This is a genomic window from Vagococcus sp. WN89Y (assembly GCF_052220145.1).
Lineage (GTDB): Bacteria > Pseudomonadota > Gammaproteobacteria > Enterobacterales > Enterobacteriaceae > Kosakonia.
Window position 1 is genome coordinate 72,735 of record NZ_JBQPOM010000032.1, and the last position, 24,686, is coordinate 97,420.

The following is a 24,686-nucleotide window of genomic DNA, read 5'->3' on the forward strand; positions in this document are numbered from 1 at the left end:
AGGCGTCATGAGTAAAAAATACAGAACGGTGATCACCACCGCCGGTGCGGCAAAATTTGCCGCCGCTTCCTTACCGGACGGTAAAAAGGTCAATATCGTTGCAATGGCTGTGGGCGACGGCGGCGGCAAACTTACGCAGCCGGATACCAGCCAGACGGCTCTCGTTAATGAGGTCTGGCGTCACAGCCTGAATAAAATCAGCCAGGACAACAAGCACAAAAATTATATCGTTGCTGAACTGGTGATCCCGCCGGAGGTCGGCGGATTCTGGGCGCGTGAATTAGGTCTGTATGACGACAGCGGAACGTTGATTGCGGTTGCGAATATGGCGGAAAGCTACAAGCCTGAGCTGGCTGAGGGTTCCGGTCGTGCGCAGACCTGCCGCATGGTCATTATTGTCAGCGAACTTGAATTGATTGAACTGACCATTGATTCAAGCACCGTGATGGCAACGCAGGATTATGTCGACGACAAACTCGCGGAGCATGAGCAATCGCGCAACCATCCTGACGCCACGCTGAAAGAAAAAGGGTTTACGCAGTTGAGCAGCGCGACGGACAGCGACGCGGAGTCACTGGCCGCGACGCCGAAAGCCGTTAAAGCGGCTTATATGTTCGCCACGCAAGCGAACCAGAATGCAGAAAGTCGCGTACCAAAAGGCGCGGGGCTGAATACCTATGCGGAAAGTATCAGTAATGTTGCGACTGACCTGCGCCAGCGCTCCGGCTTTTTTAATGCCTCTGAGGCTGTCAACGGTATGCCCGGCGGACATGCCTGGAAGCATTATTTCAACGCCGCGCACAGTAACAGTCAGGGCTATAACACGACTATCGGCATTGATTTTAACGGCGAAATGATGGGGTTTGCTGCCGTGAGTGCGGGCGTTTTTAACGGCTGGAAAATGCTCCATCACGACGGCTATAACAACTGCCCGGTGGGGATGCCGATACCGTGGCCGTCCGATACGGTGCCGTCAGGCTATGCGCTGATGCAGGGACAAACCTTTGATAAAAGCGCTTATCCGTTACTGGCAGAGGCCTATCCTTCAGGCGTCATTCCTGATATGCGCGGCTGGATGATTAAAGGTAATCCTGCTGGCGGGCGTGCGGTTCTGTCGCAGGAACTTGATGACATAAAAGCTCATACACATAGCGCAAGCGTAGCCAGTACGGATTTAGGCTCGAAGAATACCACCACCTTTGACTACGGTTCAAAAGCCACCGGTGGGTTTGATTATGGGTGGAAAAGTACAGATAACACCGGCGCTCACTCACACGGTATTGTTTCCGGCACGACTGCATTTGGTGGGCGAGTCAGTGCCGGTACGAACACCAGTGCGGTTATGGCGTATTCCGAGGTGGCAGGGGCGCATGCACACAGCGTTTATATTGGCGCTCACAGCCATGATATTTCTATCGGTGCGCACGGGCATTCCATCACGCTTGGTTCTCACAGCCACGCCATCGTTATTAATGCCGCCGGGAATACAGAAAATACCGTCAGAAACATTGCGTTTAATTACATTGTGAGGCTTGCCTGATGTCCTTCAAAATGACCGGAGAAAACCGGACTGTCACTGTTTATAACCTGCGTGCGGACACGTATGAATTTATTGGTAAGGGTGACGCATTTATTCCTGCTCACACGGGATTACCAGCAAACTGTACGATGTCCGTTCCTCCGGAAACCAAAAAAGGATTTATCCCTGTGTTTGATACAGAAACACAACGGTGGAATATCAGCGAAGATCACCGGGGAGAAATTGTCTTTGATACTGAAACGGGCAATCAGTTTTATATCACTGAGCTCGGGGCTTATCCGTCAGGCACCACAACAATTGCCCCGTCATATCAGTGGCAGAAATGGGATGGTGATGCATGGGTGCTGGATGCCACAGCAGAGCGAACCGCATTAGTCAGCGAGGCTCAAACCACAAAAAGCAACAGCATGAAAATGGCGAATGAAATTATTGCCACCCTGCAGGATGCTGTTGATTTTGATATGGCAACGGAAGAAGAGAAAACGCGCCTTATTACATGGAAAAAATATCGGGTTTTGCTGAACCGTATTCAACCGGAGGATATGCCGGATATTGAATGGCCTCAACAGCCCGAATAACTGCCGGGTGGGCATCTGCCCACCTTTTCTTTTACCTGTTGTACCACTCCAGCCCCAACCCGGATAAATGGCGTCCGCTGATGGCGCACCGGACAATAACACTCACCCCATAACCCCGGAGTTAAACGGATGAGTGATTATCACCACGGCGTGCAGGTTGTCGAAATCAACGACGGCACGCGCGTTATTTCCACCGTCTCGACCGCAATTGTCGGCATGGTCTGTACCGCCAGCGATGCCGACGCGGCAACCTTTCCCCTTAATGAGCCGGTGCTGATTACCAGCGTGCAAAGCGCTATCGCCAAAGCCGGTAAAAAAGGCACCCTGGCCGCCTCCCTCCAGGCTATTACCGACCAGTCGAAACCGGTGGTCGTGGTCGTGCGTGTCGAAGAGGGAACCGGTGACGACGAGGAGGCTGCACTTGCGCAGACGGTTTCTAACATCATTGGCACCACGGATGAGAACGGCAAATACACCGGCCTGAAAGCGCTGCTGACTGCCGAGGCGGTGACCGGCGTGAAGCCGCGCATTCTCGGCGTGCCGGGCTTCGATACCCTCGACGTGGCGACCGCGCTTGCGCCTGTCTGTCAGAAACTGCGTGCCTTTGGTTACGTCAGCGCGTGGGGCTGTAAAACCGTCTCCGACGCCATTAAGTACCGCGACAATTTCAGCCAGCGCGAGCTGATGGTGATCTGGCCGGATTTTCTGGCGTGGGATACTACCGCGAACGTCACGCAAACCGCGCATGCCACCGCCCGCGCGCTCGGCCTGCGTGCGAAAATCGACCAGGAACAGGGCTGGCATAAAACCCTGTCTAACGTTGGCGTGAACGGCGTCACCGGCATCAGCGCGTCGGTATTCTGGGATTTGCAGGAATCCGGCACCGATGCCGACCTGCTCAACGAGGCCGGGGTCACGACGCTGATTCGCAAGGATGGCTTTCGCTTCTGGGGTAACCGCACCTGCTCGGACGACCCGCTTTTCCTGTTTGAGAACTACACCCGCACCGCGCAGGTTATCGCCGACACGATGGCGGATGCGCATATGTGGGCGGTCGACAGGCCGATCACCGCGACGCTTATTCGCGACATTGTTGACGGGATTAACGCCAAATTTCGCGAGATGAAAACCAACGGCTACATCGTGGATGCGACCTGCTGGTTTGATGAAGACGCCAACGATAAAGAGACCCTGAAAGCCGGGAAACTGTATATCGATTATGACTATACGCCGGTTCCCCCGCTCGAAAACCTGACCTTACGCCAGCGCATCACCGATAAGTATCTGGCGAATCTGGTCTCCTCGGTCAACAGCAATTAAGGAGCCTGATAAATGGCAATGCCACGAAAACTTAAATATATGAATGTGTTCCTCAATGGCTACAGCTATCAGGGGATCGCCAAATCCATCACGCTGCCGAAACTGNGATGAACGGTGCCGCGCCGGTTGACCTCGGTCTCGATGATGATGCCCTGTCGATGGAATGGTCGCTCGGCGGCTTCCCCGATGCGGCCATCTGGGAGCTGTACGGCGCAACCGGCGTCGATGCCGTGCCGGTGCGCTTCGCGGGCTCCTACCAGCGCGACGACACCGGCGAAACGGTGGCGGTCGAGGTGGTCATGCGTGGCCGCCAGAAAGAAATCGACACCGGCGAAGGCAAGCAGGGCGAAGACTCGGAATCAAAAATCTCGGTGGTCTGCACCTACTTCAAACTGACGATGGACGGTAAAGAACTGGTTGAAATCGACACCGTCAACATGGTCGAGAAGGTGAACGGCTCCGACCGCCTCGAACAGCACCGCCGCAATATCGGCCTGTGATTTCCCCCGGCCAGCAACCCTGGCCGGTTAACCCTGATTAAAGTGAGAACCCCATGAGCACAGAAAACATTATTACCCTGGAGAATCCCCTCAAACGTGGCGAGCAGGTTATCGGGGAAATCACGCTGATAAAACCCAACACCGGCACGCTGCGCGGCGTCAGCCTGGCGGCGGTGGCAAACTCCGAAGTCGATGCGCTGATTAAGGTGCTGCCGCGTATGACCGCGCCCTCCCTGACCGAGCAGGAAGTTGCCGCACTGGAGCTGCCTGACCTTGTGGCGCTTGCCGGTAAGGTGGTCGGTTTTTTGTCGCCGAGTTCGGTGCAGTAACGTTTCCGGCAGACCTGTCGGTCGATGACCTGATGGCGGATATCGCGGTGGTCTTCCACTGGCCGCCGTCAGAGTTAAATCCCCTGAGCCTGACCGAGCTCATCACATGGCGCGAAAAAGCGCTCCAGCGAAGCGGAAACACGAATGAGTAACAACGTTAAGTTACAGGTATTGCTCAGGGCTGTTGACCAGGCGACCCGCCCCTTTAAAGCCGTGCAGGCCGCCAGCAGAACGCTGGCGGGGAACATCCGCACGTCGCAGGGGGAACTGCGGGAGCTTAACGCGCAGGCTGGCCGCATCGATGGCTTTCGTAAAACCAGCGGTCAGCTTGGCGTCACCGGCACCGCCCTGAAACGGGCGCAGGAGGAAGTCGCGAGGCTTGCCGTGCAGATGCGCAGCACCGCCAGTCCGACCCGTGCGCAAATCAAAGCGTTTGAAGAGGCCAGACGCAGCGCCGCAGCGTTAAAAACAAAATACGACAGCCTGAAAGAGTCGGCGCAGCGCCAGCGTACCGCACTGAGGGAGGCGGGTATCGATACCCGTAACCTGTCCGGTGCCGAGCGGCGACTGCGCAACGATATCGCCCGCACGACCTCGACGATTGAGCAGCAGCGCGCGGCACTGCTTCGCGTCAGTCAGCAGCAGGAAAAGCTCAACGCGGTGAGTAAACGTTATGAGCGCGGCAAAGCCATCGCCGCTGGCGTGCGTAACACCGGTGCGGCTGCATTCGGTATCGGCACCGCCAGCCTGTATGCGGGGAGTCGCATGATGGCGCCGGTGGTGGAAACACAGAAAAACGGCACGCTGATTGCTGCCCGCCAGGGCGAGAGCGCTGAACAGGGGCAGCAGTACACGCGCATTATTCAGGATATTAACGGCTCCGGCGTCAGCGACAATATTGAGCAAATCACCGAAGCGCTGTCAGCGGTGCGCAGTACGCTCGGCACGATGGGCGCTACCGGCGAGGCTGAGCTCGACCGCATCACCCGTAAGGCGCTGGATATGCAGACCGCTTTCGGCAGCGACGTCCCGGAAAGCATTCAGATTGCCGCGATCATGATGAAAAACGGTCTTGCCGCCAGCAGCGATGAGGCGATGGATTTGCTCGTTTCCGGGATGCAGAAAGTCTCTGCGCAGATGCGCGGTGAACTGCCGGAAATCCTGCATGAATATTCGACCCATTTCCGCAATATGGGATTCAGCGGCGCGGAAGCGATGTCGCTGCTTGTCGATATGTCCCGCCAGGGAAAATTCGCGCTGGATAAAACCGGCGATGCGATAAAGGAATTCAGCATTCGCGGCTCGGATATGTCGAAAAACAGCGTGGAGGCTTACAAGAAGATTGGCCTGAACGCGGCAAAAATGTCGTCAGCGATTGCCAGCGGCGGGGACAAAGCCCGTCAGGCAATGCAGAAAACCGCACAGGGGCTGTTATCCATTAAAGACCCGGCAGAGCGGGCGAATACCGCCATTATGCTGTTCGGCACGCCGGTCGAGGATTTATCCGTCGACCAGATCCCGAAATTCCTCGCGGCGCTGGCGGGCACAAAAAACCAGCTCGGCGATGTCAGCGGAGCCGCTGAACGAATGGGCGGCACCCTGCGCAATAACCTGTCGGGTGATGTGGCAAAACTCCAGGGCGAGTTTTCGCGTCTGCGTTTTCAGGTCTTTGCTGAAATGGATACGAGCCTGCGCAAACTGACGCAGACCGTCAGCGGATGGCTGGAAAAGCTGAACACCTGGGTAAGTAAGAACCCGGAACTGGTGACAAAAATCGTCATGGTGACCGGTGCGGCCGCCGGGCTAATCGCCGTGCTGGGCGGGATCGGGCTGGTTGTCTGGCCGGTCATCACCGGTGTGAATGCCATCATTGCCGTGGCCGGTGTGCTGGGGACGGTGTTCGGCGCGCTGACCTGGCCGGTTGTCGCCGTGGTGGCGGCGATTGTCGCCGGTGCGCTGCTTATCCGTAAATGCTGGGAACCCGTCAGCGCTTTCTTTAGTGGCGTTATCGAAGGGATCACGGCTGCATTCGCGCCGGTCGCGGAAATGTTCTCGCCGCTCAAACCGATGTTTGACTGGCTGGGCGAAAAACTTAAAGCCGTATGCGACTGGTTTAAAAACCTGCTGGAGCCGGTTAAGTCCTCTCAGGAACAACTTAATGCCTGCAAAGATGCCGGGGTGCTGTTCGGCCAGGCGCTGGCGGATGCACTGATGATGCCGCTGAACGCCTTTAACAAGCTGCGCTCCGGCATCGACTGGGTGCTGGAAAAGCTCGGCATTATCAATAAAGAGTCTGGCGACCTTGACCAGAAAGCGGCGAAAGCCGATGCCGCTTCGCGCCGAAGCAGCTCGCCGGGAAGCGCACCGGGTTATAAGCCGGTGGTCGCCTCAGCGGGGCGCTCTTATGTCGACCAGAGCAAAAATGAGTATCACATCAGCGTGTCCGGTGCGGGTTCATCCGGCGCAGGGATAGACCAGCAGATTAAAGAGGCCATTGAAAAACGTGAGCGTGAAAAGCGCGCCCGCATGCGTGCCAGCATGGCGCACGACGGATGAGGAGATAACGAAATATGATGCTTGCTCTCGGGATGTTTGTATTTATGCGCCAGACGCTGCCTTACCAGAATATGCAGCGTGAAACGAGTTATCGCTGGCCGTCAAACAGCCGCATCGGTAAACGGGATGCCTTTCAGTTTCTCGGCGTCGGGGAGGAGAAAATCACGCTTTCCGGCGTGCTTTACCCTGAGCTGACCGGCGGCAGGCTGACCATGACCACGGTAAGACAGATGGCAGAGGAGGGGCGCGCCTGGCCGTTGCTGGACGGCAGCGGCACGATTTACGGCATGTACGTTATTAACAGCGTGAGCGAAACCGGAAGCCTGTTTTTTGCCGATGGTTCGCCGCGCAAAATTGACTTTACCCTGACCCTCACCCGCGTGGATGAATCGCTCGCTGCGCTGTATGGCGATATCGGCAAACAAGCAGAATCACTTATCGGCAAGGCCGGTGAGATGATGTCAAAAGTGACCGGCATGCTGGGGGCGGGCTAATGCTGGATGCGCTGACAACGAATGCCGGTGGCGCGCTGACGCCTGATTTTATGCTGCGCCTCGGGCAAAAGGATATCACCGCCAATATCAGCGACCGGTTGATAGCTCTCACGCTTACTGATAATCGCGGCTTTGAAGCTGACCAGCTCGACATTGAGCTGGATGATTCAGACGGGCTGTTTGAACTGCCAATACGCGGCGCGGTGCTGGATTTATTTATCGGCTGGAAAGGCGCTGCGCTGACGTCAAAAGGCAGCTTTACCGTTGATGAGGTGGAGCATCGCGGCGCACCGGACACCGTGACCATCCGCGCCCGCAGCGCTGATTTTCGTGGCTCATTAAATTCCCGCCGCGAGGAGTCCTGGCACGGCACCACGCTCGGCGCGATGGTGGAGGCAATCGCCAGGCGGAACAGGTTGACCGCCAGCGTCGCGCCGGTGCTGGCCGGGATTAAAATCCCGCATATCGATCAGTCGCAGGAGTCCGACGCGAAATTCCTGACGCGCCTTGCTGAGCGCAATGGCGGCGAAGTCTCGGTCAAGGCGGGAAAGCTGCTGTTTATGAAAGCCGGTCAGGGCGTGACGGCCAGCGGCAAACCCATCCCGCAGGTTACGATCACGCGTGGCGATGGCGACCGGCACCAGTTTTCTATCGCCGACCGTGGCGCGTATACCGGCGTCACGGCGAAATGGCTGCATACCAAAGACCCGAAGCCGCAAAAGCAGAAGGTGAAGCTCCAGCGGAAACCCAAAGCACAGACGACTGACGCAGCGAAGCACCCGAAAGCGAAAAAGGCCAAAGAGCCGGAAGCGAGGCAGGGCGAGTATATGACCGGTGAGGCGGATAACGTCTTTGCGCTCACGACCATCTTTTCCACCAAAGCCCAGGCGATGCGGGCGGCTCAGGCCAAATGGGACAAATTGCAGCGCGGCGTTGCTGAATTCTCAATCAGTCTCGCTGTCGGGCGGGCTGATCTCTACCCAGAGACACCGGTCAAAGTATCAGGCTTTAAGCACGTCATAGACGCGCAGGCATGGACAATTACAAAGGTAACACACGCGCTCAGTAATAACGGCTATACGACGGCGCTGGAGCTTGAGGTGCGGCTTATGGATGTAGAGTATGACGCGGCGAACGAACTGGAATAAACTCATTCTCAAATTGTGAAAAAGTGGGTATCATTCATTCACCAAGTGTGAATTGAGGGGCGTTTCATGTTCCATTGTCCGAAATGTAAGCACGCGGCACATGCGCGCACCAGTCGTTATCTCAGTGAAAACACCAAAGAGCGTTATCACCAGTGCACAAATATTAATTGCAGCTGCACTTTTGTGACGATGGAGTCGATAGAGCGCTTTATCGTAACGCCCGGGAAAGTGGATCACGCGCCACCGCATCCGGTTAGAGGTGGGCAACAGCCTATGTGGTTCTGAGACAAACCAGCTGATCCAGCCCACCGCGTGTGGGCTTTTTCTTATCTACACATGGGCAGGCGTAAAAAATCTATCGCCATTTTATCGCCACTATGAAAATCTCAAACAAAAAAGCCATCGCAAAGGATGGCCTAAATATATGATTCTATAAGGGAAATTTGGTGGCCCCTGCTGGACTTGAACCAGCGACCAAGCGATTATGAGTCGCCTGCTCTAACCACTGAGCTAAGGGGCCGTGGCGGAGAATTATAATGTAACTTATCCCCGCAATCCAGCATGAATTATCTGCTTGTTGTTTTTATAAACAATGCATTTTCAATCCCTTATACTTAGATAATCGTTTTTTATAAGGAGATGTGCATGATCAACGATATTCTGGCGCCGGGATTAAGAGTCGTGTTTTGTGGTATCAATCCGGGAAAATCTTCTGCCCACACAGGTTTTCATTTTGCGCATCCCGGCAATCGCTTCTGGAAAGTCATCTATCAAGCGGGGTTCACCGAACGACTGCTGCGCCCGGAAGATGAGCGACATCTGCTGGATACTCGCTGCGGGATAACGATGTTGGTCGAACGACCAACCGTGCAAGCCAGCGAAGTCGCACTCCATGAGTTGCGCACTGGCGGCAGGGAATTGATTAAAAAAATCGAAGACTACCAACCTTCTGCGCTGGCAATTCTGGGTAAAAAAGCCTTTGAACAAGCTTTTAGCGTGAGGGGAGTAAATTGGGGCAAGCAGCAAATGACCATCGGCGCGACGCAAATCTGGGTGCTGCCCAATCCCAGCGGGTTAAACCGCGCGACGCTGGATAAACTGGTGCAAAGCTATCGTGAGCTGGATGAAGCGCTGATCACGCGTGGGCTGTAGCGGCGCAATAAAAAAGGCTCCCCGCAGGCTAATGCCGATCGTTTAAGGATCGGTTGACCGATCCGGTGGCTGATGTAAAAAGGGTTCATGTCTTCACATGGACCCTTTTTAATGGAACTTTCACAGGCCCTCGGCATTATTAATTTTACCGCTCCCGATGAAGTTCAGAGTCTTGCCGACCTTCTTCCCCCTGACCTCATTCAGCAGGCCTTTACCCTCACGGATACCGTGACGCTACGTAAGCGAAGCTTCCCCTTGAATCCATGGTCTGGCTGGTTATCGGTATGGCGATATTCAACAACAAGCCCCTCTCTCATATCGTCAACCTGATGGATATCGTTGACCGTACCGGCAGACCCTTTACTGCGCCCGGTTCCGTCATTGCCCGCCGCAAAAAGCCGGGGGAAGATGCCATCCGTGAACTGTTCAACCTCACGCAACAGCACTGGCACAAGGCAGGTGAGAACCGCCACTGGCTGCTGCCGCTGAAGAAAGGCACGCAGTATGAAGTGATACGCAGACTGGGCAGGCAGGATGAACTGATAACGCTAAAGACCACCCGCAGGCCAGAAAACAGTGGGAAGGTCTGCCGGATGAATTCACTGTCCGGTTAATCAGGCGGAAGGTTAACGGCATGGAGCGTCAGGTTGTCACATCGATGACGGATGCGATGCGTTACCCGGCGGCAGACATAGCGGAACTCTATGAACACCGGTGGGAAATCGAACTGGGGTATCGTGAAGCGAAGCAGTTCCTGTGCGGCAACCGCTGGACGCTGAGAAGTAAATTACCGGAAATGGTCAGACAAGAGCTGTGGGGAATATTACTGACATATAACCTGGTGCGATATCAGATGGTGAAAATGGCGTTCAGCCTGAAAGGAGATTATCTGCCGTATCAGCTGAGCTTCAGTGGTTCGGTGGCAGAGATACTGCGGCTGTTAATCGGGCTGCCGTGGTCCTCACCGGGAGCAGTGCCGGGACATCTGAAGCACTTCTACAGCAATGCCGCGATGCTGAAACTCCCCCCGAGGCGTGAACGGGAATACGCAAGGGAAATCAGGGAGAAGATAGCTAAATATCCCTTAAAAAACAATGCCGGTCACCTTAAATGACCGGCATTACCCCGCAGGGAGCCTTCTTATTATTGCCTGAAACTTAATCGTCCAGGAAGCTGCGCAGCACTTCAGAACGGCTCGGGTGGCGCAGTTTACGCAGCGCCTTCGCCTCAATCTGACGGATACGTTCGCGGGTAACGTCAAACTGTTTACCCACTTCTTCCAGCGTATGGTCGGTATTCATATCGATACCAAAACGCATGCGCAGAACTTTCGCTTCACGTGCGGTGAGGCCAGCCAGTACATCGTGCGTGGCAGCACGCAGGCTCTCGGTGGTCGCAGAGTCCAGCGGTAGCTCGAGAGTGGTATCCTCGATAAAATCACCCAGATGCGAATCTTCATCATCACCAATCGGTGTTTCCATGGAGATCGGCTCTTTGGCGATTTTCAGCACTTTACGAATCTTATCTTCCGGCATCAGCATGCGTTCAGCCAGCTCTTCCGGCGTCGGTTCGCGCCCCATCTCTTGCAGCATCTGGCGGGAGATACGATTGAGTTTATTGATAGTCTCAATCATATGCACCGGAATACGAATGGTGCGCGCCTGATCCGCGATAGAACGGGTAATAGCCTGACGGATCCACCAGGTTGCATAGGTGGAGAACTTGTAGCCGCGACGATATTCAAACTTATCGACCGCTTTCATCAGGCCAATATTGCCTTCCTGAATCAAATCGAGGAATTGCAGACCACGGTTGGTATATTTCTTGGCGATAGAAATAACCAGACGCAGGTTCGCTTCAACCATCTCTTTCTTCGCACGGCGCGCTTTCGCTTCACCGATAGACATACGACGGTTGATATCTTTTACCTGTTCGATTGTCAGGCCGGTTTCTTCTTCAATCTGCTGCAGTTTCGCCAGGCTACGCTGAACTTCTTCTGCGACTTCGTGCAGTTTCTCTGACCACGGTTTATTCATGGCCAGCGCCGCATTGAACCAGGTTTCGCTGGTTTCGTTGCCGGTGAACAGCGTGATGAAGTTTTTCTTCGGCATTTTGCACTGTTCAACGCACAGTTTCATGATGATGCGTTCCTGAGTACGCACACGATCCATCATGACGCGCATGCTGTTCACCAGGTAGTCGAACTGCTTCGGCACCAGGCGGAACTGCTTAAACACTTCAGAAAGCTTAAGGATCTCTTCCTGAGCAGCGGCGTGGCTGCGACCTTTCGCTTTGATCGTGTCGCGGGTCAGTTCGTACTGCGTACGCAGTTCTGCGAATTTCTCACGCGCCAGCTCCGGATCGATGCTGTTGTCATCATCGCTGCTGTCGTCGCTATCTTCTTCGTCTTCTTCATCGTCCTCGTCATCCATTTCTTCGCTGGATAATTCAGAACCAACATGTGTCGCCGTCGGCGCCATATCTTCTTCAGCGTTAGGATCGACGAAGCCGGTGATAAGATCGGAGAGGCGAGCCTGCTCTGCTTCTACGCGGTCGTATTGTTCCAGCAGATAAGTAATCGCTTCCGGGTACTCGGCAACAGAGCACTGAACCTGATTGATCCCATCTTCGATACGTTTGGCGATGTCAATTTCGCCCTCGCGGGTCAACAGTTCAACAGTACCCATTTCACGCATGTACATGCGCACCGGGTCGGTGGTTCGCCCGATTTCAGATTCAACGCTGGAAAGTACCTGCGCAGCCGCTTCTGCTGCATCATCATCCGTGTCGGCGGTTGTTTCAGCGAGTAACAGATCATCAGCATCAGGCGCTTCTTCCATCACCTGAATGCCCATGTCGTTGATCATTTGGATGATGTCTTCGATCTGATCTGAGTCGACGATATCTTCCGGCAGATGGTCATTGACCTCGGCATAGGTCAGATAGCCTTGCTCCTTACCACGGGTGACAAGAAGTTTGAGCTGTGACTGCGGGTTTTGCTCCATAAGACGGTATCCACTCTTAAATTCATGAGGGTTGGTGTCGGTTAGCGAAATAAAACCGCCAACATTTAACTCGAGGGTATATTTATATTTTTGCCGCTGGCCCTCATCGCGGCTGTCGGGATCTACCCGATCGATTATCGGCACTTAAGCCGTTGAATTCACTTTTTTGCCAGTTCCTGGTTTAATTGCCAGAGTTCACGGCGTTCTTCGCTACTTAAACCATGCGTGCGATCGCGAGCTATCAACTCTTCTTGTCGCCGTTCAAGCATCGAATCAAACATATGATTGAGCGCGTCGGTGAAAGTCTTTTCCGCAATGTCCTTATCGGCTATATCGTCCCACATCGACAGTTTTTCAAGGGTTGCGGCTTCTTTTGTTCCGCGATAATGTTCCAGCAGCTGCCCTGTGGTCAGACCTGGCTGAGACAAACAAGTGTTGACCAATTCTTTAAATAAGCCAAGTCCAGGCAACCTTGAGGGGTCCAGACCACTCAGAGACGGTACCTGCGGCGCCAGCTCAGGATTTTGAATCAGCAACCCTATAAGTATACGCATGGTTGTGCGTTTTAGCTGCGGAGTCGGACGTGCGGCTGCGTTATCCGCAAGCCTTGGCATTAAACGATCGAGCTGTGTGTCGTCGAAAATGCCTATCTTATTCCCCAGTATCTGCCGCAGCTGGATGCGCAATGTCTCGCCGGGCACCTGGCTGATTAACGGCAGCGCCAGCGCGGCAAGCTGCGTTTTGCCATCCGGCGTCGTTAAATCCGCTTGCGGCAACAGGCTGTTAAACAAAAACGTGGAGAGCGGCTGAGCCTGCTCCATCCGCGCTTCGAACGCCTCTTTGCCCTCTTTACGCACCAGCGTATCCGGATCTTCACCGTCCGGCAGGAACATAAAACGCAGCTGGCGACCATCGCTCATATAAGGCAGCGCGGTTTCCAGCGCGCGCCATGCGGCATCACGGCCTGCACGGTCGCCGTCGTAACAACAGATGACGTTTTTCGTCACCCTGAACAGCAGCTGGATATGGTCAGCCGTGGTGGATGTCCCAAGCGACGCGACGGCATAATTGATGCCATACTGCGCCAGCGCGACCACGTCCATGTATCCTTCGACGACTAAAAGCCGCTGAGGTTCATCGTTATCCTGCTGCGCTTCATAAAGGCCATACAGCTGGCGGCCTTTATGGAAAATATCGGTTTCCGGAGAATTCAGATATTTCGGCGTATCGTTACCGAGCACGCGCCCGCCGAAACCAATCACCCGGCCACGCTTGTCGCGAATCGGGAACATAACCCGTTCACGGAAGCGATCGTAACTGCGCCCCTGATCGTTGGTTACCAGCATACCTGCATCGATCAGCGACTTACGGTTTTCGCTATTGCCACCAAAACGTTTTAAGACATTGTCCCAACCGGGCGGGGCGTAACCGATAGCAAATCGTGTAATAATTTCACTGCTCATCCCACGTTTTGCCAGATACTGGCGCGCGGATTCAGCGGCAGGTTGTGTCAACGATTGCTGATAAAATGCATTCAGGCCATCCATAAGTTGATAGAGATTTTGCCGCTGATGACGCTCTATCAGGCTTGGCCCGCTGCCTGCTTCGAATGGCACTTCAAGGTTATGCATGGCGGCAAGTTCTTCCACGCTCTCCACGAACTCGAGCTTGTCGTAGTTCATTAAAAAGTCGAGAGCATTTCCATGCGCGCCGCAGCCGAAGCAATGGTAAAACTGTTTCTCACCATTGACGGTGAAAGAAGGGGTTTTTTCGTTATGGAATGGACAGCACGCATGGTAATTCTTGCCCTGCTTTTTGAGCTTCACGCGCGCGTCGATAAGATCGACAATGTCGGTGCGTGCCAGCAGGTCATTGATAAAAACGCGTGGGATTCGTCCAGCCATAGGCCCCGTTTATTCAATATTCGTGGTCTTGCAAGTCGTCTCGTTTTGGCTGCTTTCGCGCACCGGCGCGCACACTATCTGTGCGACAAATGCGTGGCTTAGCTGCCGCTGTAGAAGCAACCCAGAGTCCAAAGAATAGTCAGCTTATAAACGAAAATAAGCCGCGCATTCCTTTCGGAAGCACGGCCTTACAACTTCAACTCGGTCTGCTATTGAGGACGCAGGTCCCCAACAGAATTAGTACAGACGAGTACGGCGTGCGTTTTCGCGAGCCAGTTTCTTCGCGTGACGTTTCACAGCGGATGCTTTAGCGCGTTTACGTTCGGTAGTCGGTTTTTCATAGAACTCACGACGACGAACTTCCGCCAGAACACCTGCTTTCTCGCAGGAACGCTTGAAGCGACGCAGAGCTACGTCGAACGGCTCGTTTTCACGTACTTTAATTACCGGCATGTGCCTCTCACCTTTGATTAAATCGGTTTGCCGCTGGCGTTCACGCCAGCTTATTTCAAAATGGTGCGGAATTTTACTGCAAGTGCTGCTGCTTTGTAAAGCACCGCCGCCCTTTTTGAAAGGGGACTTTTGTAAGGGGCGGAAGTATACACGAACTATGCTGAAGGAGTGAGCAAAGTTTTACATCGACCCGCATTCGCCCTACACTGCGCGGTATTGCAAAGAGGTAAACAGAGCCATGCGCGTACTGGGCATTGAAACATCCTGCGATGAAACTGGCATCGCAATCTATGACGAACAACAGGGGCTATTAGCCAACCAACTGTATAGTCAGGTAAAACTGCACGCTGACTACGGCGGCGTCGTGCCGGAGCTGGCCTCCCGCGACCATGTGCGCAAGACCGTGCCGCTTATCCAGGCGGCGCTGAAAGAGTCGGGTTTGAGCGCGAAGGATATTGATGCCGTCGCTTATACCGCAGGGCCAGGGCTTGTCGGCGCGCTGCTGGTAGGCGCGACCGTTGGGCGCTCTCTGGCTTTTGCCTGGGGGGTTCCGGCGATTCCGGTTCACCATATGGAAGGGCACCTGCTGGCACCGATGCTCGAAGATAATCCCCCCGCGTTCCCGTTTGTGGCGTTGCTGGTTTCCGGCGGTCATACGCAGCTTATTAGCGTGACCGGTATCGGGCAGTATGAGCTGCTCGGCGAATCTATTGATGATGCGGCAGGCGAGGCTTTTGATAAAACGGCTAAACTGCTGGGGCTGGATTATCCTGGCGGTCCGATGCTGTCTAAACTGGCTTCTCAGGGTGTTGCCGGGCGTTTTGTTTTCCCGCGCCCGATGACCGATCGTCCGGGGCTGGATTTCAGTTTTTCCGGCCTGAAAACCTTCGCAGCTAACACCATTCGCAGCAGTGGAGATGATGAGCAAACCCGCGCCGATATCGCGCGCGCTTTTGAAGATGCGGTTGTTGATACATTAATGATCAAATGCAAGCGCGCGCTGGAAAAAACCGGTTTTTCCCGTCTGGTGATGGCCGGAGGCGTGAGCGCTAACCGTACGCTGCGGGCAAAACTGGCGGAGATGATGCAAAAACGGCGCGGCGAAGTGTTCTATGCGCGCCCTGAGTTTTGTACAGATAATGGCGCGATGATCGCTTACGCGGGTATGGTGCGCCTGAAAGCGGGCACCAATGCCGGTCTCGGTGTAACGGTACGCCCGCGCTGGCCGCTGGCAGAGCTGCCTGCGGCGTAAGCGCCAGCCCGGCGGCGTGCGGCTTCCGGGCTACTCTCCCTGCGGTTTTTTCTTCTTTTTCAGCTTCGACCAGATTTTGGTTTCCTGGTGGCGCCACAGGCGCTGAATATTGTCGTGATGCCTTAGCAGGATCAGGCACGAAAGCATTGCTACCGGGAAAGTAAACTGCGGCTTAAACCACCAGACGTAAAACGGCGCGATCAGCGCGCTGACAATCGCGCCAAGCGAAGAGTAACCGCTCAGCAGCACCGTTAGCAGCCAGGTGCCCGCCATGACGCCGGTTAAATCCCAGCCGATAGGCGCAATGGCGCCAAATGCCGTCGCTACGCCTTTACCGCCCTGAAATTTAAAGAAAACGGGCCAGATATGCCCAAGACATGCGGCAATAGCGATTAGCCCCAGCCAGAACGGTGTCACGCCCAGTTCATAAGCGCCCCATACCGGCAGCATTCCTTTGAGAATATCGAAAACCAGTACCGCTAAGGCTGCACCTTTGCCGCCAATTCGTAACACGTTGGTCGCCCCGGGATTGCCGGAACCACTTTCGCGTGGGTCGGGCAGGCCAGCGATACGGCAGACCAGAATGGCGCTGGAAATTGAGCCACAAAGGTACGCAAGGATGATCATTCCAGGCGCGATTGCACTCATAACGCTGTTCCGTTTTGAAAATGTCGTTTAATTCTCTGCATCTGTGGATAATACGCATAAATTCAGAAAAGTGGTATCCAGGTGATGCTCAAAATATGACAGGCTGCAAGTGATGATGCGGTTTGAACGTAGATGAGATAACGAGTGAGGCGTGATGGACATCGTTTTTATAGAGCAACTTTCGGCAATCACCACAATTGGTGTTTACGACTGGGAACAGACCATCGAACAGCAGCTGGTGTTCGATATCGAAATGGCCTGGGATAACCGCAAAGCGGCAGAAAGTGATGATGTGAATGATTGCTTAAGCTACGCCGATATCGCAGAGGTGGTGATAAGCCATGTAGAAGGGGGGCGTTTTGCGCTGGTGGAACGTGTGGCGGAAGAGGTCGCCGGGCTGTTGCTGGCGCGCTTTAATTCCCCGTGGGTGCGCATCAAACTCAGCAAACCGGGTGCGGTTGCGCGGGCGCGTAACGTGGGCGTCGTGATTGAGCGTGGCCTAAATCCGAAAAAAACTATTTAAATTCATTACGGTTAAACCAAACGCTAGTATTCAGGTCATAGAGAGTGGCCTTTCGCGGTGCCTTCAAAGGCATACCGTGTTTTCTATCTTTTTAGGGGTTTAATTAATGAGCGATATGCATTCGCTGTTGGTCGCAGCCATTCTCGGGGTGGTTGAAGGGCTCACTGAGTTTCTGCCGGTCTCCAGTACCGGTCATATGATAATCGTCGGGCATCTGCTGGGTTTTGAAGGGAAGACGGCTGAAACCTTTGAGGTTGTCATTCAGTTGGGTTCGATTCTGGCTGTGGTGGTAATGTTCTGGCGGCGTCTGTTTGGTCTGATTGGCATCCACTTTGGTCATCCGCCGCATGAAGGAATGGGCAAAGGTCGTCTGTCGCTGGGCCATATCCTGCTCGCCATGATCCCGGCGGTGGTGCTGGGGCTGGTGTTCCACGATACGATCAAATCGTTATTTAACCCTGTCAATGTGATGTATGCGCTGGTGGTCGGCGGCCTGCTGCTGATTGCCGCTGAGGTGCTGAAGCCGAAAGAGCCGCGCGCGGCAGGGCTGGATGATATCACCTACCGGCAGGCGTTTATGATTGGCTGCTTCCAGTGTCTGGCGCTGTGGCCGGGTTTTTCGCGCTCCGGGGCGACTATCTCCGGCGGTATGCTGATGGGCGTCAGCCGTTACGCCGCCTCGGAGTTCTCTTTCCTGCTGGCGGTGCCTATGATGATGGGCGCAACGGCGCTGGATCTCTATAAAAGCATCGGGTTTCTCACCACGGGTGATATCCCGATGTTTGCCGTCGGTTTCGTGACCGCGTTTATTGTCGCGCTGATCGCTATCAAAACGTTCCTGCAATTGATCAAACGTATCTCGTTTATTCCGTTTGCTATCTATCGCTTTATCGTCGCGGCAGCCGTTTACGTCGTCTTCTTCTAAGGCTTGCGCCCTCAGTCTTTGGGCTGAGGGCAGTGCTGTTCTTTCCAGCGGGCAAGCGCATTGATTCGGCGGCGAGTCAGTTCTTCACGCACCGCCGGGCCTTTAAAACCGGCCTCAATCACCTCTTTCGTCGGTACCGCCCGCGCGACATCCCAGGCTTCGCGCAATAAACGCCCCTGAAAATAGTCGCAGGACTCAAACCCGGTACGCCCGCGCACATCGGCCTCGCTGGTCAGCGCAATTTGCTCGACCCGCTGCGGCTTACGCCAGGCATCGATGGAATCAAACAGTTTTACGATGGTTTTTGGCTGCAAAACTGGAAACGTGTGAATCAGGTCGTGAAACTCTGCCACCAGTTTTGCCAGGTCGCGGATCTCATTTGGCACGCGCAGACGCTGGCACAATTTTTCGACAAGCTTGACACCTGCCGGGCCGTGACCATGGTGGCGAGGCCAGAACTCTTTTGGCGTCAATCCTTTGCCCAGATCGTGGCACAAGGTGGCGAAACGCACGTCTACTTCAGGGCTGAGCATCGCCGCCATTGATAGCGTCATCAGCGTGTGCACGCCGGTGTCGATCTCCGGGTGCCATTTGGCCGGTGCCGGGACGCCAAACAGGGCATCCACTTCCGGAAACAGCACTTCCAGCGCGCCGCAATCACGTAATACCTGAAAATAGACCTGCGGATTGCGGGTGCGCAGCGCATTATCCGTCTCCTGCCACACGCGCTCCGGAGTCAAATGCGCCAGTTCGCCTGCGGCGGTCATCTCGCGCATCAGCGACATTGTTTCGTCAGCAATACGAAAACTGAGGTGGGCATAGCGTGCGGCAAAACGCGCCACGCGCAGCACGCGCAGCGGATCTTCGCCAAAAGCGGGGGAAACATGACGTAAAATACGCTGACGCAAGTCCTGCTGGCCGCCATACGGATCGATGATATGGCCGTGCTCATCTTGCGCCAGGGCGTTGACGGTTAAATCGCGGCGCAGCAAATCCTGCTCCAGGGTGACATCCGGCGCGGCGTAGCACGTAAAACCTGTATAACCAAAGCCAGACTTACGTTCCGTGCGCGCCAGCGCATACTCTTCGTGGCTTTGCGGATGGAGGAACACGGGGAAATCGCGGCCTACCTGCTGGTAACCCGCGCCAAGCATCTCTTCTGGCGTCGCTCCCACAACCACCCAGTCTCTGTCTTTAACTGGCAGGCCTAATAACCTATCACGTACTGCGCCACCAACCAGATAACTCTTCACGCCACCACTCTCCTTACCTATTTCGTTGCCAGATAATACGTAAGTGTAGAGAAGATGGCTAATTTGCTCAGTTCATCCAGCGATCTTTGCGTTTACGGCTAGGGATCATATGTGGCAGCAGCAGGCCGAGGATAAGACCGGCACCCAGCACGCCGCCGCCATACATAAACCATTGCATGATAATGGTGCGCTGTTTGTCATCCAGTTGCAGATTTGCCGCATTCACTTTCTTCTGCGCCACAATCAGTTCATTCTTAAGCTTCTGGTTTTCATCTTTCAGGCCGTTAATCACACCGTCGCTTTGGGCAACTTTTTGCTGCATTTCGGCGGTACGCTGGTTCCAGGTATTGTCGATATTGTCCAGTTTATCGGTCAACGTTTGGACCTGGTTTTCCAGTTCCGGCACGCGCGTACGCAGGCTGGGCTGCGTGTTCAGCTCTTTGAGCGGGATCCAGGCGGTGCGCCCGGAGCTATCGCGCACCTGGCCATAGTCGTTGTTTGACTGTAAAAGCACTACTTCCTCGCCGGCATTTACCGTGCCCACGAGGCGATAATTGTCGCCCGGACCGCTGCGAACCCAGGTATTGAGTTCATCGGAAACGTAACGTTTTTCTTCAGCGTGAATACCGGCAGACACGCTAAGAGCAAAGAGGGTTAATCCAATCAGGCGTAATTTTGGCATCAGTTAGTCGTTATTTTCGTTAAACGTGAATGATAAAGAGTGGGTGACAGTCTGACGACACCTTGCGGTTGGCATCAATCGGAATCTTCCGGGTCAAACTGAACCTGTATACGAACTTTTATCGCAGTCGGATTGCGCATTGCATGGCAATTTGGCACAAAATACTATCTACTGACAAACATCGGGCGCGTTAGTTCGCCGCATTTTTCACTGATATGACATAACCATAAGTGCAGACCATGGCTCAGGAAATCGAATTAAAATTTATCGTTAACGCTGACAGTGTTGAAACGTTGCGTCAACATCTTCACTCGCTAACCGAAGAGCATATCGCGCCCGGCCAGTTGCTGAACATCTATTATGAGACACCGGACAACTGGTTGCGCAGTCACGATATGGGGCTGCGTATTCGTGGCGTTGATGGCAAATATGAGATGACGATGAAAATTGCCGGTCGCGTTATCGGTGGTTTGCATCAGCGCCCTGAATATAACATTCCGCTGGAAAAGCCCGAGCTGGATCTGGCGCGCTTTCCCGCAGAAGTGTGGCCAGAGAGCACGCTGCCCGAGGATTTGCAGGCGCGCATGCGCCCGCTCTTTAGCACCGATTTCTGGCGTGAAAAATGGCTGATTAACGTGGGCGCAAGCCGCATCGAGATCGGTCTGGATATAGGCGAGGTGAAAGCCGGTGAGCTGGCCGAGCCGATTTGCGAGCTGGAGCTGGAACTGCTGAGCGGTGACGCGACCGATATCCTCAAGCTGGCGCGCCAGTTGGTCACGCTGTCCGGCCTGCGCCAGGGCAGTCTGAGCAAAGCGGCGCGCGGCTATCACCTTGCACAAGGCAACGCCCCGCGCGAGCCTCGCCCGGTAGATATCCTGACATTACCCCCTAAAGCCAGCGTCGAGCAGGGCTTCGCCAGCGCTCTGGAGCAGGCGCTGGGGTTGTGGCAATACAATGAAGAGGTGTGGCTGCGGGGTAATGAAGCGGCGAAACAAAATGTGCTGGATGCCATCGCGCTATTGCGCCACACGCTGATGCTGTTTGGCGGGATTGTTCCACGTAAAGCGAGCACTCACTTACGTGATTTGCTGACCCAGGCCGATGCAACGATAACCTCGGCAGTCTCGGCCAGCACTGCCGTGTGGAACCCGCAATCAGCAATGGCGAAGCTGCTGCTGACGGAATGGCTGGTCACCCAGGGCTGGCGTACATTCCTTGATGAGAAAGCGCAGGCGAAATTCGCCGATTCGTTTAAACGCTTTGCCGATATTCACCTTTCACGTATTGCCGCCGAGCTGAAAAAGGCGTTCGCCCAGCCGCTGGGCGACAGCTACCGTGACCAGCTGCCGCGCCTGGCGCGTGAGATAGACTGCGCGTTGCTGCTGGCGGGCTATTACGATCGGGCGCTGGTCATTCAGTGGCTGGAAAACTGGCAGGGTTTGCACCAGGCCATTGAAACGCGCCAGCGTATTGAGATAGAACATTTTCGCAATACTGCTATCACGCAGCCACCATTTTGGTTGCACAGCGGAAAACGTTAACGAAAGGATTTTAGGATGCCGCACGCCTCATTGTTATCGCAGCACTGGCAAACGGTACTTTCACGCCTGCCAGCGTCGCTAACCGAGAAATCGCTAAGCTCGCAGGCGCAGTCAGTGCTCACTTTTAGTGATTTTGTCCAGCACAGCATCGTGCTGCATCCCGAGTGGCTGGCGGAGCTTGAAAGCGCGCCGGTGCAGGAAGATGAGTGGCGACACTACGGCGCGTGGCTGCAAAGTGCGTTGCAGGAGGCCACGGATGAAGCCTCGCTGATGCGGGCGCTGCGCCTGTTTCGCCGCCGCATAATGGTGCGTATTGCCTGGGCGCAGGCGCTGTCGCAGGTCAGTGACGAAGCTATCCTGCAACAGCTCAGCGTACTGGCCGAAACGCTGATTGTCGCGGCGCGGGACTGGTTGTATGAAGCCTGCTGTCGCGAGTGGGGAACCCCCTGTAATCACGACGGCGTACCGCAGCCGATGCTGGTGCTGGGAATGGGCAAGCTGGGCGGCGGAGAACTGAACTTCTCATCGGATATCGATCTGATTTTCGCCTGGCCGGAAAACGGCAGCACGCGTGGCGGTCGGCGGGAACTGGACAACGCCCAGTTTTTCACCCGTCTTGGCCAGCGTTTGATAAAAGTGCTCGATCAGCCCACGCAGGATGGTTTTGTCTACCGTGTGGATATGCGCTTGCGTCCGTTTGGCGACAGCGGCCCGCTGGTGCTGAGTTTCGCTGCGCTGGAAGATTATTACCAGGAGCAGGGGCGCGACTGGGAGCGCTACGCCATGGTGAAGGCGCGCATTATGGGCGATAACGACAGCGCGCACGCCAGCGAGCTACGGGCGATGCTGCGGCCTTTTGTTTACCGTCGCTATATCGATTTCAGCGTTATCCAGTCGCTGCGCAATATGAAAGGCATGATTGCCCGCGAAGTGCGCCGCCGGGGGCTAAAAGACAATATCAAGCTCGGCGCGGGCGGCATCCGTGAGATTGAATTTATCGTGCAGGTCTTTCAGCTGATTCGCGGCGGGCGCGAGCCGTCGCTTCAGTCCCGCGCGCTGTTGCCAACGCTTGCGGCCATCGACCAGTTACATCTGCTGCCAGACGGGGATGCGGGCAGGCTGCGCGAGGCTTACCTCTGGCTTCGTCGGCTGGAAAACCTGCTGCAAAGTATTAATGATGAGCAGACGCAAACCTTGCCAGGCGATGAACTCAATCGCGCCAGGCTTGCCTGGGGGATGAGGGTTGCAGACTGGGAAACGCTGAGCGCTACGCTTGCCTGTCATATGGCGGCGGTACGCCGTGTCTTTAACGAGCTTATCGGTGATGATGAAACCGCGACGCCGGAGGAAGAGCTGTCCGAGCAGTGGCGCGAGCTATGGCAGGATGCGCTGAACGAAGAGGATACGACGCCGGGCCTGGCGCATTTGTCAGACGACGATCGTCGCCGCGTGGTGGCGCTGATCGCGGATTTTCGCAAAGAACTCGCCAGGCGCACCATCGGCCCGCGCGGACGGCAGGTGCTGGATCAATTGATGCCGCATCTGCTCAGCGATGTCTGTTCCCGCGACGATGCGCCGGTGCCGCTTTCACGGCTCACCCCGTTGCTGACCGGGATAATCACCCGAACCACTTATCTTGAACTGTTAAGTGAGTATCCCGGCGCGCTGAAGCATTTGATTTCGCTCTGTGCTGCCTCGCCGATGGTTGCCAGCCAACTCGCGCGCTACCCCATTTTGCTTGATGAGCTGCTTGATCCCAACACGCTCTATCAGCCGATGGCGATGGACGCCTACCGTGACGAACTGCGGCAATATCTGCTGCGCGTGCCGGAAGAAGATGAAGAGCAGCAGCTTGAAGCGCTGCGCCAGTTTAAGCAGGCGCAACTCTTGCGCGTAGCGGCGGCAGACATTGCCGGAACGCTGCCGGTGATGAAAGTGAGCGATCACCTGACATGGCTTGCTGAAGCCATTATCGACGCGGTAGTGCAGCAGGCCTGGGGGCAAATGGTGGCCCGTTACGGCAAGCCTGCGCATCTGCACGATCGTAACGGGCGCGGTTTTGCCGTCGTCGGTTATGGCAAGCTCGGCGGCTGGGAGCTGGGCTACAGTTCCGATCTTGATCTGGTGTTTTTGCATGACTGCCCGATGGATGTGGTAACCGATGGCGAGCGGGAAATCGATGGCCGCCAGTTCTACCTGCGTCTTGCCCAGCGCATTATGCACCTGTTCAGTACGCGTACCTCATCCGGCATTCTTTATGAAGTCGATGCGCGTCTGCGCCCCTCTGGCGCGGCCGGCATGCTGGTGACAACCGTTGAGGCCTTCGCTGATTATCAAAAAAACGAAGCCTGGACCTGGGAGCATCAGGCGCTGGCGCGCGCCCGCGTGGTCTACGGTGACCCGCAGCTGGCTCATGAGTTTGATGTGGTGCGCCGGGATATTCTGACCACGCCACGCGATGGCGAAAAACTGCAAACCGAGGTGCGCGAGATGCGTGAGAAAATGCGCGCCCATCTTGGCAACAAACACAAAGGCAGTTTTGATCTGAAAGCCGACGAGGGCGGGATCACGGACATTGAATTTATCGCCCAGTATCTGGTGCTGCGTTATGCCCACGATAAACCAAAACTGACGCGCTGGTCAGATAATGTGCGCATTCTGGAAGGTCTGGCGCAAAACGGCATCATGAAGGAGGACGAAGCGCAGGCATTGACCAACGCTTACACCACGCTTCGCGATGAGTTACACCACCTGGCGTTGCAGGAGTTGCCGGGTTTCGTGCCGCAAAGCTGTTTTACTGCTCAGCGGCAGTTGATTAAAGCCAGCTGGGATAAGTGGCTGGTGGAGCCGTGCTCCGCGCTGTAAGTGTGGTATTATCGCGCG

Annotated in this window: 21 protein-coding genes, 1 tRNA gene and 2 pseudogenes; 17 read left to right on the top strand and 7 right to left on the bottom strand. The window is 55.2% G+C overall.

What is annotated here, in order from left to right; genetic code table 11:
- Nucleotides 1-7 precede the first annotated feature (7 nt).
- The 10 genes and pseudogenes from ACTU3N_RS14065 to ACTU3N_RS14110 all read left to right on the top strand — a co-directional run bounded on the left by ACTU3N_RS14065 (nucleotide 8) and on the right by ACTU3N_RS14110 (nucleotide 8,750).
- Entirely contained in the window at nucleotides 8-1,540 is a 1,533-nt protein-coding gene (locus ACTU3N_RS14065; protein ID WP_443086764.1) for a phage tail-collar fiber domain-containing protein, read from the top strand.
- Nucleotides 1,540-2,118, top strand: a complete 579-nt coding sequence (locus ACTU3N_RS14070) for a tail fiber assembly protein (RefSeq protein WP_443086765.1) — start codon at nucleotides 1,540-1,542, stop codon at nucleotides 2,116-2,118. The genes ACTU3N_RS14065 and ACTU3N_RS14070 overlap by 1 nt, the downstream gene beginning before the upstream one ends.
- A gap of 129 nt (nucleotides 2,119-2,247) precedes the next feature.
- Complete coding sequence (locus ACTU3N_RS14075) at nucleotides 2,248-3,438, top strand: phage tail sheath protein (protein ID WP_443086766.1); 1,191 nt, start codon at nucleotides 2,248-2,250, stop codon at nucleotides 3,436-3,438.
- 39 nt (nucleotides 3,439-3,477) lie between these two features.
- A pseudogene (locus tag ACTU3N_RS14080) lies at nucleotides 3,478-3,938 on the top strand (phage major tail tube protein).
- 53 nt (nucleotides 3,939-3,991) lie between these two features.
- Nucleotides 3,992-4,267 (top strand): phage tail assembly protein, encoded by a 276-nt coding sequence (locus ACTU3N_RS14085; RefSeq protein ID WP_443086767.1) that lies wholly within the window; start codon nucleotides 3,992-3,994, stop codon nucleotides 4,265-4,267.
- A gap of 32 nt (nucleotides 4,268-4,299) precedes the next feature.
- Complete coding sequence (locus tag ACTU3N_RS14090; RefSeq protein WP_443086768.1) at nucleotides 4,300-4,419, top strand: GpE family phage tail protein; 120 nt, start codon at nucleotides 4,300-4,302, stop codon at nucleotides 4,417-4,419.
- Entirely contained in the window at nucleotides 4,412-6,823 is a 2,412-nt protein-coding gene (locus ACTU3N_RS14095; protein WP_443086769.1) for a phage tail tape measure protein, read from the top strand. Before ACTU3N_RS14090 ends, ACTU3N_RS14095 begins: the two co-directional genes overlap by 8 nt.
- A gap of 14 nt (nucleotides 6,824-6,837) precedes the next feature.
- Nucleotides 6,838-7,317, top strand: a complete 480-nt coding sequence (locus ACTU3N_RS14100) for a phage tail protein (RefSeq protein ID WP_443086770.1) — start codon at nucleotides 6,838-6,840, stop codon at nucleotides 7,315-7,317.
- The gene (locus ACTU3N_RS14105; RefSeq protein WP_443086771.1) at nucleotides 7,317-8,465 is read left to right on the top strand and encodes a phage late control D family protein; all 1,149 of its coding nucleotides are present in this window, start codon (nucleotides 7,317-7,319) and stop codon (nucleotides 8,463-8,465) included. Before ACTU3N_RS14100 ends, ACTU3N_RS14105 begins: the two co-directional genes overlap by 1 nt.
- A gap of 66 nt (nucleotides 8,466-8,531) precedes the next feature.
- Nucleotides 8,532-8,750 carry a DNA-binding transcriptional regulator gene (locus ACTU3N_RS14110; RefSeq protein ID WP_443086772.1) on the top strand — a complete coding sequence of 73 codons (219 nt, stop codon included), beginning with the start codon at nucleotides 8,532-8,534 and terminating at the stop codon, nucleotides 8,748-8,750.
- 159 nt (nucleotides 8,751-8,909) lie between these two features.
- On the opposite strand, the gene ACTU3N_RS14115 is transcribed toward ACTU3N_RS14110, so the two are convergent.
- Nucleotides 8,910-8,985 (bottom strand) — tRNA-Ile (locus ACTU3N_RS14115).
- A 125-nt stretch (nucleotides 8,986-9,110) separates the two neighbouring features.
- On the opposite strand from ACTU3N_RS14115, the gene mug reads away from it, so the two are divergent.
- Together mug and ACTU3N_RS14125 are read left to right on the top strand one after the other, a co-directional pair.
- Complete coding sequence (gene mug, locus ACTU3N_RS14120) at nucleotides 9,111-9,617, top strand: G/U mismatch-specific DNA glycosylase (RefSeq protein ID WP_443086773.1); 507 nt, start codon at nucleotides 9,111-9,113, stop codon at nucleotides 9,615-9,617.
- 111 nt (nucleotides 9,618-9,728) lie between these two features.
- Nucleotides 9,729-10,731 (top strand): annotated as a pseudogene (locus ACTU3N_RS14125) (IS4 family transposase).
- 43 nt (nucleotides 10,732-10,774) lie between these two features.
- On the opposite strand, the gene rpoD reads toward ACTU3N_RS14125, so the two are convergent.
- From rpoD to rpsU, 3 genes are all read right to left on the bottom strand, one after another.
- Nucleotides 10,775-12,766, bottom strand: a complete 1,992-nt coding sequence (gene rpoD / locus ACTU3N_RS14130) for an RNA polymerase sigma factor RpoD (RefSeq protein WP_443086774.1) — start codon at nucleotides 12,764-12,766, stop codon at nucleotides 10,775-10,777.
- 14 nt (nucleotides 12,767-12,780) lie between these two features.
- A complete protein-coding gene (gene dnaG / locus ACTU3N_RS14135; RefSeq protein ID WP_443086775.1) occupies nucleotides 12,781-14,526 on the bottom strand; it encodes a DNA primase in 1,746 nt (581 codons plus the stop codon).
- 237 nt (nucleotides 14,527-14,763) lie between these two features.
- Nucleotides 14,764-14,979 (bottom strand): 30S ribosomal protein S21, encoded by a 216-nt coding sequence (gene rpsU, locus ACTU3N_RS14140; protein ID WP_001144069.1) that lies wholly within the window; start codon nucleotides 14,977-14,979, stop codon nucleotides 14,764-14,766.
- 238 nt (nucleotides 14,980-15,217) lie between these two features.
- Here rpsU and tsaD point away from each other — a divergent pair, with 238 nt between their 5' ends.
- Nucleotides 15,218-16,231 carry a tRNA (adenosine(37)-N6)-threonylcarbamoyltransferase complex transferase subunit TsaD gene (gene tsaD / locus ACTU3N_RS14145; RefSeq protein WP_443086776.1) on the top strand — a complete coding sequence of 338 codons (1,014 nt, stop codon included), beginning with the start codon at nucleotides 15,218-15,220 and terminating at the stop codon, nucleotides 16,229-16,231.
- A gap of 30 nt (nucleotides 16,232-16,261) precedes the next feature.
- On the opposite strand, the gene plsY is transcribed toward tsaD, so the two are convergent.
- Nucleotides 16,262-16,879, bottom strand: a complete 618-nt coding sequence (plsY, locus tag ACTU3N_RS14150) for a glycerol-3-phosphate 1-O-acyltransferase PlsY (RefSeq protein WP_443086777.1) — start codon at nucleotides 16,877-16,879, stop codon at nucleotides 16,262-16,264.
- 154 nt (nucleotides 16,880-17,033) lie between these two features.
- Between plsY and folB the strand changes: the two genes are divergently transcribed.
- Together folB and bacA are read left to right on the top strand one after the other, a co-directional pair.
- Nucleotides 17,034-17,402, top strand: a complete 369-nt coding sequence (folB, locus tag ACTU3N_RS14155; protein WP_443086869.1) for a bifunctional dihydroneopterin aldolase/7,8-dihydroneopterin epimerase — start codon at nucleotides 17,034-17,036, stop codon at nucleotides 17,400-17,402.
- Nucleotides 17,403-17,508: 106 nt separating this feature from the next.
- Nucleotides 17,509-18,327, top strand: coding sequence for an undecaprenyl-diphosphate phosphatase (bacA, locus tag ACTU3N_RS14160; protein WP_443086778.1), 819 nt, complete (start codon nucleotides 17,509-17,511; stop codon nucleotides 18,325-18,327).
- Nucleotides 18,328-18,338: 11 nt separating this feature from the next.
- Here bacA and ACTU3N_RS14165 read toward each other — a convergent pair whose 3' ends face one another.
- Nucleotides 18,339-19,580: a multifunctional CCA addition/repair protein gene (locus ACTU3N_RS14165; protein WP_443086779.1), complete on the bottom strand. Its 1,242-nt coding sequence runs from the start codon at nucleotides 19,578-19,580 to the stop codon at nucleotides 18,339-18,341.
- A gap of 67 nt (nucleotides 19,581-19,647) precedes the next feature.
- Nucleotides 19,648-20,262, bottom strand: a complete 615-nt coding sequence (locus tag ACTU3N_RS14170; protein ID WP_443086780.1) for a TIGR04211 family SH3 domain-containing protein — start codon at nucleotides 20,260-20,262, stop codon at nucleotides 19,648-19,650.
- A 239-nt stretch (nucleotides 20,263-20,501) separates the two neighbouring features.
- On the opposite strand from ACTU3N_RS14170, the gene ACTU3N_RS14175 reads away from it, so the two are divergent.
- Both ACTU3N_RS14175 and glnE read left to right on the top strand, forming a co-directional pair.
- Nucleotides 20,502-21,803, top strand: a complete 1,302-nt coding sequence (locus tag ACTU3N_RS14175; RefSeq protein WP_443086781.1) for a CYTH domain-containing protein — start codon at nucleotides 20,502-20,504, stop codon at nucleotides 21,801-21,803.
- Between the two features lie 15 nt (nucleotides 21,804-21,818).
- Nucleotides 21,819-24,668, top strand: a complete 2,850-nt coding sequence (gene glnE / locus ACTU3N_RS14180; protein ID WP_443086782.1) for a bifunctional [glutamate--ammonia ligase]-adenylyl-L-tyrosine phosphorylase/[glutamate--ammonia-ligase] adenylyltransferase — start codon at nucleotides 21,819-21,821, stop codon at nucleotides 24,666-24,668.
- The last annotated feature ends 18 nt before the right edge of the window (nucleotides 24,669-24,686 follow it).

What these genes read in the sequence shown, in the direction of transcription:
- ACTU3N_RS14065 (WP_443086764.1), top strand. Translation starts at nt 8, where the DNA reads ATGAGTAAAAAATACAGAACGGTGATCACCACCGCCGGTGCGGCAAAA.
- ACTU3N_RS14070 (WP_443086765.1), top strand. Translation starts at nt 1,540, where the DNA reads ATGTCCTTCAAAATGACCGGAGAAAACCGGACTGTCACTGTTTATAAC.
- ACTU3N_RS14075 (WP_443086766.1), top strand. Translation starts at nt 2,248, where the DNA reads ATGAGTGATTATCACCACGGCGTGCAGGTTGTCGAAATCAACGACGGC.
- ACTU3N_RS14085 (WP_443086767.1), top strand. Translation starts at nt 3,992, where the DNA reads ATGAGCACAGAAAACATTATTACCCTGGAGAATCCCCTCAAACGTGGC.
- ACTU3N_RS14090 (WP_443086768.1), top strand. Translation starts at nt 4,300, where the DNA reads ATGGCGGATATCGCGGTGGTCTTCCACTGGCCGCCGTCAGAGTTAAAT.
- ACTU3N_RS14095 (WP_443086769.1), top strand. Translation starts at nt 4,412, where the DNA reads ATGAGTAACAACGTTAAGTTACAGGTATTGCTCAGGGCTGTTGACCAG.
- ACTU3N_RS14100 (WP_443086770.1), top strand. Translation starts at nt 6,838, where the DNA reads ATGATGCTTGCTCTCGGGATGTTTGTATTTATGCGCCAGACGCTGCCT.
- ACTU3N_RS14105 (WP_443086771.1), top strand. Translation starts at nt 7,317, where the DNA reads ATGCTGGATGCGCTGACAACGAATGCCGGTGGCGCGCTGACGCCTGAT.
- ACTU3N_RS14110 (WP_443086772.1), top strand. Translation starts at nt 8,532, where the DNA reads ATGTTCCATTGTCCGAAATGTAAGCACGCGGCACATGCGCGCACCAGT.
- mug (WP_443086773.1), top strand. Translation starts at nt 9,111, where the DNA reads ATGATCAACGATATTCTGGCGCCGGGATTAAGAGTCGTGTTTTGTGGT.
- dnaG (WP_443086775.1), bottom strand. Translation starts at nt 14,526, where the DNA reads ATGGCTGGACGAATCCCACGCGTTTTTATCAATGACCTGCTGGCACGC.
- rpsU (WP_001144069.1), bottom strand. Translation starts at nt 14,979, where the DNA reads ATGCCGGTAATTAAAGTACGTGAAAACGAGCCGTTCGACGTAGCTCTG.
- tsaD (WP_443086776.1), top strand. Translation starts at nt 15,218, where the DNA reads ATGCGCGTACTGGGCATTGAAACATCCTGCGATGAAACTGGCATCGCA.
- plsY (WP_443086777.1), bottom strand. Translation starts at nt 16,879, where the DNA reads ATGAGTGCAATCGCGCCTGGAATGATCATCCTTGCGTACCTTTGTGGC.
- folB (WP_443086869.1), top strand. Translation starts at nt 17,034, where the DNA reads ATGGACATCGTTTTTATAGAGCAACTTTCGGCAATCACCACAATTGGT.
- bacA (WP_443086778.1), top strand. Translation starts at nt 17,509, where the DNA reads ATGAGCGATATGCATTCGCTGTTGGTCGCAGCCATTCTCGGGGTGGTT.
- ACTU3N_RS14170 (WP_443086780.1), bottom strand. Translation starts at nt 20,262, where the DNA reads ATGCCAAAATTACGCCTGATTGGATTAACCCTCTTTGCTCTTAGCGTG.
- ACTU3N_RS14175 (WP_443086781.1), top strand. Translation starts at nt 20,502, where the DNA reads ATGGCTCAGGAAATCGAATTAAAATTTATCGTTAACGCTGACAGTGTT.
- glnE (WP_443086782.1), top strand. Translation starts at nt 21,819, where the DNA reads ATGCCGCACGCCTCATTGTTATCGCAGCACTGGCAAACGGTACTTTCA.